General features: G+C 52.7%; 2 rRNA genes. Both read left to right on the top strand.

The annotated features are described in order from the left end of the window. Nucleotides 1-102 (top strand): 5S ribosomal RNA (gene rrf, locus AC1DSJ_RS30120); the annotation flags it as partial. A 506-nt stretch (nt 103-608) separates the two neighbouring features. After that, a 16S ribosomal RNA gene (locus tag AC1DSJ_RS30115) occupies nt 609-2,047 on the top strand; the annotation flags it as partial.

Genomic DNA, 2,047 nt, shown 5'->3' with positions numbered 1-2,047 from the left:
TAGCAAGGTGGTACCACTCCTTCCCATCCCGAACAGGACAGTGAAACGCCTTCGCGCCGATGATAGTGGACGGACGTCTGTGAAAGTAGGTCATCGTCAGGCTTTTATTCCGCAAAACCCCACAGGTAACCCTGTGGGGTTTTGTCTTTATATATTAGTGAGAACCTATACTTCTCAGCTGTTGTGAAGATGGAGAGATCCAGCGAACAGGCAGCGTTGCAGGATAGGATGCAAGTTAGGCAAAAGCCGGTTGCATGATCCGCAAAAATGATGTTATAGTTTCTGGCTTGGCTGCTACCGAAAATTCAGGGTTTACCCCGATGTTTCGATAGCTGCTAGGAAGAGAAGAAGCTGGTGCGGGAGTGCCGGTGAGTTCTGAAGGGCAAGCAAGTCAGGCAGTGAAGTGGTTGCAGCGCGAAAGCGCAAACAAATACGACACTGATTTGACAAGCGATAAAAACTCCTTCATAATCTCGCTTCTCTGCTGCTGAAAACAGCAAGCGACGYAAGGCAAAAGCCGCAGCGACGCTGGCGGGTTCAGCAAGTAGCAGTAAAGAATTTAGCAGTACCGCTCTTTAGACCAAGAATACGAAACAAATACAGAGATTAAACTGAAGAGTTTGATCCTGGCTCAGATTGAACGCTAGCGGGATGCCTTACACATGCAAGTCGAACGGCAGCACGGACTTCGGTCTGGTGGCGAGTGGCGAACGGGTGAGTAATGTATCGGAACGTGCCTAGTAGCGGGGGATAACTACGCGAAAGCGTAGCTAATACCGCATACGCCCTACGGGGGAAAGCAGGGGATCGCAAGACCTTGCACTATTAGAGCGGCCGATATCGGATTAGCTAGTTGGTGGGGTAACGGCTCACCAAGGCGACGATCCGTAGCTGGTTTGAGAGGACGACCAGCCACACTGGGACTGAGACACGGCCCAGACTCCTACGGGAGGCAGCAGTGGGGAATTTTGGACAATGGGGGAAACCCTGATCCAGCCATCCCGCGTGTGCGATGAAGGCCTTCGGGTTGTAAAGCACTTTTGGCAGGAAAGAAACGTCATGGGCTAATACCCCGTGAAACTGACGGTACCTGCAGAATAAGCACCGGCTAACTACGTGCCAGCAGCCGCGGTAATACGTAGGGTGCAAGCGTTAATCGGAATTACTGGGCGTAAAGCGTGCGCAGGCGGTTCGGAAAGAAAGATGTGAAATCCCAGAGCTTAACTTTGGAACTGCATTTTTAACTACCGAGCTAGAGTGTGTCAGAGGGAGGTGGAATTCCGCGTGTAGCAGTGAAATGCGTAGATATGCGGAGGAACACCGATGGCGAAGGCAGCCTCCTGGGATAACACTGACGCTCATGCACGAAAGCGTGGGGAGCAAACAGGATTAGATACCCTGGTAGTCCACGCCCTAAACGATGTCAACTAGCTGTTGGGGCCTTCGGGCCTTGGTAGCGCAGCTAACGCGTGAAGTTGACCGCCTGGGGAGTACGGTCGCAAGATTAAAACTCAAAGGAATTGACGGGGACCCGCACAAGCGGTGGATGATGTGGATTAATTCGATGCAACGCGAAAAACCTTACCTACCCTTGACATGTCTGGAATTCYGAAGAGATTYGGAAGTGCTCGCAAGAGAACCGGAACACAGGTGCTGCATGGCTGTCGTCAGCTCGTGTCGTGAGATGTTGGGTTAAGTCCCGCAACGAGCGCAACCCTTGTCATTAGTTGCTACGAAAGGGCACTCTAATGAGACTGCCGGTGACAAACCGGAGGAAGGTGGGGATGACGTCAAGTCCTCATGGCCCTTATGGGTAGGGCTTCACACGTCATACAATGGTCGGGACAGAGGGTCGCCAACCCGCGAGGGGGAGCCAATCCCAGAAACCCGATCGTAGTCCGGATCGCAGTCTGCAACTCGACTGCGTGAAGTCGGAATCGCTAGTAATCGCGGATCAGCATGTCGCGGTGAATACGTTCCCGGGTCTTGTACACACCGCCCGTCACACCATGGGAGTGGGTTTTACCAGAAGTAGTTAGCCTAACCG

This window comes from Achromobacter sp. 01N37, assembly GCF_056399725.1.
This window is presented reverse-complemented; position numbering and strand designations above follow the sequence as displayed.